Annotated in this window: 7 protein-coding genes; 6 read left to right on the top strand and 1 reads right to left on the bottom strand. The window is 63.0% G+C overall.

All coding sequences use genetic code 11. The features are described from left to right. The 5 genes from R2855_15200 to R2855_15180 all read left to right on the top strand — a co-directional run. Positions 1-1634: SH3 domain-containing protein (locus R2855_15200; GenBank protein MEZ4532347.1), on the top strand; the 1634-nt coding region annotated here is incomplete at its 5' end. Between the two features lie 174 nt (positions 1635-1808). Beyond that, entirely contained in the window at positions 1809-2552 is a 744-nt protein-coding gene (locus R2855_15195) for an alpha/beta hydrolase-fold protein (protein MEZ4532346.1), read from the top strand. Further along, on the top strand, positions 2546-3037 hold the full coding sequence (locus R2855_15190; protein MEZ4532345.1) for a nucleoside 2-deoxyribosyltransferase: 492 nt from the start codon (positions 2546-2548) through the stop codon (positions 3035-3037). The genes R2855_15195 and R2855_15190 overlap by 7 nt, the downstream gene beginning before the upstream one ends. 116 nt (positions 3038-3153) lie before the next feature. Continuing rightward, positions 3154-4170, top strand: coding sequence for a 4-hydroxythreonine-4-phosphate dehydrogenase PdxA (gene pdxA / locus R2855_15185; GenBank protein MEZ4532344.1), 1017 nt, complete (start codon positions 3154-3156; stop codon positions 4168-4170). Further along, positions 4167-5384, top strand: coding sequence for a four-carbon acid sugar kinase family protein (locus R2855_15180; GenBank protein ID MEZ4532343.1), 1218 nt, complete (start codon positions 4167-4169; stop codon positions 5382-5384). The genes pdxA and R2855_15180 overlap by 4 nt, the downstream gene beginning before the upstream one ends. Here R2855_15180 and R2855_15175 read toward each other — a convergent pair. Further along, complete coding sequence (locus R2855_15175; protein MEZ4532342.1) at positions 5369-6472, bottom strand: aminopeptidase; 1104 nt, start codon at positions 6470-6472, stop codon at positions 5369-5371. The two genes, R2855_15180 and R2855_15175, sit on opposite strands and share 16 nt — an antisense overlap. 86 nt (positions 6473-6558) lie before the next feature. Between R2855_15175 and R2855_15170 the strand changes: the two genes are divergently transcribed. Next, positions 6559-7002, top strand: a complete 444-nt coding sequence (locus R2855_15170; protein ID MEZ4532341.1) for a hypothetical protein — start codon at positions 6559-6561, stop codon at positions 7000-7002. The last annotated feature ends 125 nt before the right edge of the window (positions 7003-7127 follow it).

Raw genomic sequence — 7127 nt, 5'->3', positions numbered from 1 at the left:
CCGCGGAGGTGACGGAAACCGAGACTCCGGCTCCAGTCGACACCGAAATCATTCCGGAGGAGACCGCCACCGAAGTCATCGTGACAGAAACCGCCACGATCGAAATCACGGCCACGGTGGTCGAGGAGACTCCCACGGTCGAAGTGGGCCAGACGATTCCGGAAGTGGTCGATTCGCCGGTCGTCCAGCAGTCGATTTCCGAGGTCGTTTCGGCGTCCATTGTGAGCACTGCCGTGGTCTACAACACAGGCGGCGGAGGGCTGCGATGCCGCAGCGGAGCCTCGCTGGAGAGCCCCGTGCTGATCGTGCTTCCGCTGGGCGCCCAGGTTTCGCTTACGGGCGCGGATAGCAACGGATGGACTCCGGTGGTCTGTGGAACGCAGGCCGGGTTCGTGGCGTCGCGCTTCCTGCAGGCCTCCGGAGAGGAAATAGTCGCCGAGCAGCCAGTCGAGCCATCAGCAGCGCTGACCGGCGCCACCGGCGTCGTGCAGAACACCGATGGCGACGGCGTTCGCTGCCGGTCGGGGGCCAGCCTGACCGCTTCGATCATCACGGTCCTGGCCGAGGGAACGTCCGTTGCTTCACGCGGATCGGCAGTCGGGGTTTGGCAGCCGGTCACCTGCGCGGGACGCGCCGGCTTCGTGCATACCGACTTCCTTGGCAACGTCTCCAACACCGGCGGAACCAATGGCGGAGGCACCGGCGGCACTGGGGCGGCCACCGGTGTCGCCACAGTGTCCGGGACCAATGGCGATGGAGTCCGATTCCGCGCCAGCGCCGGATACGACGGCGCGGTCATTGCCGTACTCAGCGAGGGCACGACCGTTACCCTGCGCAACGGAAGCTCCGGTAGCTGGATTGCCATTACCTATGGTGGCCGCAATGGCTTCGTCTACGGCGACTATCTGAGCCGAAACTCGTCCGGCGGCGGAACCGGAGGGAACACGGGCGGCAACTCCGGTGTCGGTGGCACCAATCTCGGCGCTGGCAGCAACGCGCGTGTCAACGACACGCTGAATTTCCGCAGCGACGCCAGCTACTCCGCCACTGTGCTCGGGGTGGCAGCGGTCGGCACCGTGGTGCGCGTAACCGGTTCTCCGGTCAGCGGGTTCTATCCGGTCCAGTGGGGCGGGGTTTCCGGCTACATGCATGGGGATTATCTGAGCTACACCACCGCAGCCCTTTCCACTACCGGCCCGTACAGCGGCGCTGGCGGCAGCACCGGAGGCGGCGCGGGCGCGGGCAATGGATTGGGCTCGGCGACCGGGCAATCGCTGGTCGATTTCGCCATGCGCTATCTCGGCTATCCCTATGTCTGGGCGACGCACGGTCCGAACAGCTTCGACTGCTCTGGCTTCACCTACTGGGTCGTGATCAACGTGCTCGGCCGCGATATCGGCGCCGGCACCTGGACCCAATGGGGCACCGGCACGCCGATCCAGTACGGCAGCCTGCAACCGGGCGATCTGGTCTTCTTCCAGAACACCTACACCGTCGGGCTCTCGCACGTCGGCATGTACATCGGCAACGACCAGTTCATCCACGCCGAGAACGAAAACACCGGAGTCCGCATCAGCTCGCTCAGCTCGAACTACTACTCGACACGCTATCTCGGCGCGAGACGGCTCACGTAGTCGGCAGTCATCAGTCGTCAGTCGCCAGAGAGAACCGGGGAGAGCGCTTTGCTTTCCCCGGTTTCGTCTCCCGAACACAGATCCTGAACCCGATCCCCACTGGACATCCGACGCAAGCCACCGTTACCGTAACGCCCACGATGCATTGGCGACGCGCAGGGAAGGGCGGACACCATGGGAGTTGCGACGGTTCAGTTCTACAGTCATGCGCTGGGTCGGCGCACCACGTATGACGCCATCTTGCCGGATACGGGGACTGGCCCATTTCCAGTGCTGCTGCAGCTCCATGGGCTCTTCGACGATCACAACAGCTGGATACACAAGTCGAAGATGGTTCACCACGTTCGCGATCTGGAACTGATCGTCGTTCTGCCCGACGGAGGAACCTCAGCCTATCTCGACTGGCCAACCCAAACGCACGAACGCCTCAACCGCCAGCTGTTCGAAACGATGATCGTGGACGATCTTTGGAACGAAGTGCATCGGAACTTCCATGTCGATGACCGGAAATGGGGCATCGGTGGACTCTCGATGGGCGGCTACGGCGCCATGCGTCTCGGATTGCGGCACCCGGACAAGTTCGCCTCCATCTGGGCTCATTCGTCGGCCTTCGTGATCGGCGATATCGTGCCCGCGCTCAATCTGGCCCAGATCGAGGACGCGAGTCTGCACGATCTCGCCCCGAAGCTCGCGGGCCGCACCGATCTGCCAGTGATCTCGTTCGATTGCGGAGTCGACGACGAGCTGATCGAGAGCAATCGTGACTTTCATCGATTGCTGGACGATCTCGGGATCGCGCATCTCTACGCCGAGCATGCCGGCGGCCACACATGGGAGTACTGGGACGAGCACATCGTCGAAGCCCTGCCGCAACACGAAACCGTGTTGGGCGTGAAGCGCGAGTCCCTGCAATGGTAAGCATCTATCTCGCTTCGCCACTTGGTTTCGCCGATTCGACCCGGCACTTCATGGCGGACCTGGTCGAGCGGCTCGGCCCCCATGTCGAAGTCTTGAACCCCTGGGACGACGTGCGCTTCGTTGACGAATTCGCGCGCATCGCCGGGGTCGACAGCCGAGCCGAGGCGTTCGCGGCGCTGGCTGAAATCAACACCGAGCTCGGCCGCGCGAACGCGGAATCGATCCGCAAGGCTGACGGCATGGTCGCGATCCTCGATGGCGTCGACGTCGACTCCGGCACAGCCGCGGAAATCGGCTACGCCTATGCGCTCGGCAAGCGGATTTACGGGCTCCGCACCGACTTTCGCCTGGCAGGGGACAACCACGGCTCGATCGTCAATCTGCAGGTCCAGTATTTCATCGAGGCATCCGGCGGTTCGGTGCAGGTCACGGTCGAGCAGTTGTTGACCGCAGTGCGCAATTGGGTCCTGAGCTCCCCAGCGTGAGATTGCAACGTCGCACCGGGACTGGCTGACAAGGCTCGCATCATCTCAGGACCCAGGGCTCCGGACTCTGAACTTCGGTTCGCGGTACGATGCCGTCCACACGAGGAAGGCGGGAAATGGACGCGCAAAAACCGATCCTGGCGATCACAATGGGCGACCCTTCGGGTATTGGACCCGAGGTCGTGCTGAAGGCATTGGCGCATCCAGCCGTTTACGAGCAATGCAATCCACTCGTCATCGGTGACCGTCGCATTCTCGACCGCGCGATGATCGAGCTGAACATCGACCCGCTCCACATCGACGACGCTGGAGGACCCGCAACCGCAGTCTTCCAGCCGGGCACCGTAACCCTCATCGACCTGAACAATGCCAATCCAGCCGATTGTCCCTGGGGAGTCATTTCGCCCGCCAGCGGCAAAGCCGCGGTGGAATATGTCTTTGCCGCTTGCGACATGGCAATGGCCGGCGAGGTCGACGCCATCGTCACCGCCCCGCTGAACAAGGCCGCCATGTTTGCCGCGGGTTTTCACTATGCCGGGCACACCGAACTGTTGACCGAACGCACCCGCGCGGAAAAGGTCAGCATGCTGCTCATCGGTCCCAACCTTCGCGTGGTGCATGTCTCCACCCATGTCGCGCTGACCGAAGCGATCGCGCGCGTGACCAAACAGCGCGTCATGGACGTGATCCAGATCGCCTACGATGCCTGCCGCGCGCTTGGCATCGCGCAGCCTCGCATCGCGGTCGCCGGACTCAATCCCCACGCCAGCGAAGGCGGTCTCTTCGGAAACGAAGAAGCAACCGCTATCGAACCGGCCATCAACGAGATGCGCGCGCGCGGTATGGACGTTTCGGATCCACAGCCCCCGGACACGGTCTTCCTGCGCGCCACCAAAGGGGCGTACGACATCGTGGTGGCGATGTATCACGATCAGGGGCACATTCCCATGAAACTGCTGGCGTTCGATTCGGGCGTCAATGTCAGTCTTGGTTTGCCGGTGATCCGCACCTCGGTCGATCATGGCACCGCATTCGACATCGCCGGGCGAGGAATTGCCCGGGAAGAGAGCATGCTGGCCGCAATCGACGTCGCGGTCCAGATGGTTCGAGCGAGGAACGCGAGCGACGCATGACTCCACCACGGGCGATCGTCGTTGCCGACGATTTGACCGGCGCCGCCGATGCAGGCGCGCCATTTGCCGCCGCCGGATTCGCCACGGCGGTTCCGTTGCGTGCCACCCCGCCGGACGCAGAGGTCATCGCGCTCTCCAATGAGACGCGGGACGCCTCGGCGGACCGTATCGAAGCGCTCTTCAAGCAGTCGATGGCATTGCTTCCGGAAACTGACGATCACACGGTCTGGTATGCCAAGGTGGACTCGGTCTTCCGCGGCCACCCTGGTCCGCAGATCGCATTTCTCATGCGACAGACCGGACGCCGGGCCGTCATCATTGCGCCGGCGCTGCCAGATCAGGCGCGCATGACCGTCGATGGCAACGTGTACGTCAACGATGTACTGCTCACCGAATCGCCCCTCGGCGTGGGGCGTGCTTCGGCCTCCGTCGTCGAGCTCCTGGGGTTGCCGGGTGATCTCGGCCGCTCGATCGGTCTCGAAACGGTGCGTGCGGGAACCGATCGCTTGCGCGCCGCCATCGACCATGTGGTGCGGCCAATCGTCGTGATCGACGCGGAATCGAACGGTGACCTGTCCATCCTGGCCGAAACCGTGGTCGGCAACCAAACCCATCTGCTGGCAGGTTCGGCAGGGTTCTCCAAGCAGATCGCGGCGGAGCTCGCCAAGCACGATGGCAAGACTGCACGTGATGGATTGGGCACCCCCGCTCGGAACGTGTTCACCGTTGCCGGCAGCCGGCATGCCACCTCAGCCGCGCAGGTGGCGGCGTTGGAAGCGTCCGGTGTGGAAACATTGCGGCTCAGCTTCGAGCTCGGCCACCTCGACCCGGCAGTTACCGAGCGAACGATCGAGCGAATGCGCCGCGCATTCGACGAGGGTCGGTCGTTTACCCTGACCACCTCCGACACGCCCAATTCCTCGCTCCCAGGCGACGAAATCGCCAGGGCGCTTGCCGCTCTTGCAACAGATCCCCGCGTGCTCGACCGCTACGATGCCATGGTGCTCACCGGTGGCGACGTGGCAGGCGCCGTTTGCGCGCGCCTGGAAGCAGACGCCATCTGGCTCGGGGGCGAAGTGCTCCCGGCTATTCCCTGGGGCACGCTTTCGGGCGGCAAACGCGCCGGGCTCCCCATCGTGACCAAGGCTGGCAGTTTTGGCGATGAGCGCGCAATGGTCGACGCAGTGCGGTTTCTCACTCAGAGGACAAACTGACCGTCGACCAGCAGCGGTTCGCCATCGACTTCGATTCGGTCACCCTGGCGCAAGTCGCAAATCATGTCCCAGTGAATGGCCGAGCGGTTCGTGCTCCCGGTTTCCGGATAGCCCGCCCCAAGCGCCATGTGCGCTGTGCCGCCGATCTTCTCGTCGAGCAAGATCTGGCCGGTGAACGCGGTGATCCCGAAGTTGGTGCCAACCGCGATCTCTCCCAGCCTTCGGGCGCCTTCGTCGCTCTCGAGGTTTTCCAGCAGGAACGCTTCGTTCTTCGCGGCACTCGCATCGACCACCTGACCCGCTTCGAACTTGAGCCGGATATCGTTGATCTGCCGCCCTTGCGTCACCACCGGAAACGAGAAGCGCACTTCACCCTCGGCTGAATCCTCGACCGGGCCGGTGAAGACTTCACCCGACGGGAAGTTGCGCTTGCCGTCCGAGTTGATCCACCTGCGGCCCTCGATAGAACATCGAAAATCGGTCCCCGGAGCGACCAGGCGAAGCTCCCGCCGGGGTGTCAACCAATCGACGATACCTGCCTGAAACTCGCGCATCGCCACCCAGGCGGCCACAGGATCGGCTTCGTCCAACCGGCAAGCTCCCATGATGAACTCGAAGTAATCATCGGTGTTCATCTCTGCATCTTGCGCGTAGGCGTCGGTTGGGTAGAGCGTCAGGCTCCACTTGTAGTCTCCGCTTCCTGCCCGGGCCATGGAGCTCTGCCGGAGATCGGCGCGGGCCTTCGTGAACTGTGCCGCACGGGCCGGATCGACCCCGCTAGCGTTGCGGGTATTTGTCTCCGCCATGACACGGATCGAGCAGTCCGCTTCGGTATTGATGAATTGCTCCCAAGGAGTGATGAACGCAAGCTGTTCATCGTCGCCATGGTTCAGCAAGGTCGCGCCCAGCCCGCTGAACTCCGGCATCAGCACTGGGAGCCCTCCCCGCTGTACCACCCTGGCGTAGATCGCCCGCAGCAACGGTTCTGCTGCGACCCCACCGCCGATTGCCACAGTTTGACCCGGTTGCACATCGACGCAGTAACCAGTCAGCACATCGGCCCATTTGGCAATGCGGGGATCGGACATGACCTGTTCTCCTCTATGACCAACTCGAGACGCTCAGCCGCCCGACTATACTTTTCCCGCTCGAATACCTGTCAGAAAGGAACGCCATGACCGCATTGGACACCATCGACCAGCCCATCGAGGTCGAAACCAAACGGAACAATCCGAATCTCTTGCTTCGCGTTCTCTGGTTCCTGTTGATCGGCTGGTGGCTCGGTTTTTGGGCCATTGTGGTCGGGTATATCTGCCTGATTCTGATCATCCCCTCCCCCATCGGCATTGCCATCCTCGACCGGCTGCCACGCATCATGACGCTGCGGGCTCCCGCTCGTGAGGTGATGATTTCCGCGGACGGCAGCGAAGATCACAAAGTCGAACAACGCTCGTGGCTGATCCGGCTCCCCTGGCTGGTGTTGATTGGCTGGTGGTTCGGCCTGATCTGGCTGCTCGCGGCCTATGGGATCACGTTGTTCACGTTCGGGCTCGGCCTGCCGGTCTCCTTCTGGATGTTCAACCGCGCTGCCCGGATCATTACCCTGTATCGGAGCTAGCCCGGATCATTCATGAAGCGCTTCGTCGCCACAACCTCCGCGCCTGCAATCGAGCGATGATTGGGAAACCACGAAGGGCTGCCGGTTTGCCCGGCAGCCCTTCTCCACGTCTGGCGACTGATAGC

Source organism: Thermomicrobiales bacterium (assembly GCA_041390825.1).
GTDB lineage: Bacteria > Chloroflexota > Chloroflexia > Thermomicrobiales > UBA6265 > JAMLHN01.
This window is presented reverse-complemented; position numbering and strand designations above follow the sequence as displayed.

What these genes read in the sequence shown, in the direction of transcription:
- R2855_15175 (MEZ4532342.1), bottom strand. Translation starts at nt 6,472, where the DNA reads ATGTCCGATCCCCGCATTGCCAAATGGGCCGATGTGCTGACTGGTTAC.
- R2855_15170 (MEZ4532341.1), top strand. Translation starts at nt 6,559, where the DNA reads ATGACCGCATTGGACACCATCGACCAGCCCATCGAGGTCGAAACCAAA.
- R2855_15195 (MEZ4532346.1), top strand. Translation starts at nt 1,809, where the DNA reads ATGGGAGTTGCGACGGTTCAGTTCTACAGTCATGCGCTGGGTCGGCGC.
- R2855_15190 (MEZ4532345.1), top strand. Translation starts at nt 2,546, where the DNA reads ATGGTAAGCATCTATCTCGCTTCGCCACTTGGTTTCGCCGATTCGACC.
- pdxA (MEZ4532344.1), top strand. Translation starts at nt 3,154, where the DNA reads ATGGACGCGCAAAAACCGATCCTGGCGATCACAATGGGCGACCCTTCG.
- R2855_15180 (MEZ4532343.1), top strand. Translation starts at nt 4,167, where the DNA reads ATGACTCCACCACGGGCGATCGTCGTTGCCGACGATTTGACCGGCGCC.